1 protein-coding gene is annotated in these 366 nt (G+C 59.8%); it reads left to right on the top strand.

Annotated features, from left to right (window positions below):
• A partial coding sequence (locus tag AOA61_RS27810; protein WP_218197398.1) for a phage tail protein occupies positions 1–293 on the top strand: 293 nt, incomplete at its 5' end.
• Positions 294–366 lie beyond the last annotated feature (73 nt).

The following is a 366-nucleotide window of genomic DNA, read 5'->3' as shown; positions in this document are numbered from 1 at the left end:
TCCTCGAAGATGACCAGGGCAAGCAGATCCCCACCGACAAATCAGCGGCAAGTATGGTGCTCACCATCGCCGATGACCCGGCCCAAGCGTTTAACAGCGTTCTACTGAAGGCTGACGCCGGCAAGCAGGTTGAAGCCGCGCGCCTCAACCTGCCCGGCAACGACACTCTGCTGTACGGCACCTACACGTCGTTTTCCAAGCAACCAGCGGTATCGCGAAACAACCTGCTGACCCGTACCGTCAACTTGGCCCTGCAGTCGGAGCCGACCCGTTACCTGACTGCGGTGGCGTAACCCATGGCCAAAATTCGTATTGCGCAAAGCGCTACGTTCAATGCGCCGGTGCTGATCCCGATCGTCGGCAGCG

This window comes from Pseudomonas sp. 2995-1 (assembly GCF_002742505.1).
Classification (GTDB): domain Bacteria; phylum Pseudomonadota; class Gammaproteobacteria; order Pseudomonadales; family Pseudomonadaceae; genus Aquipseudomonas; species Aquipseudomonas sivasensis.
Note: the sequence above shows the minus strand (reverse complement) of the source record. Positions and strands in the feature narration are given on the sequence as shown.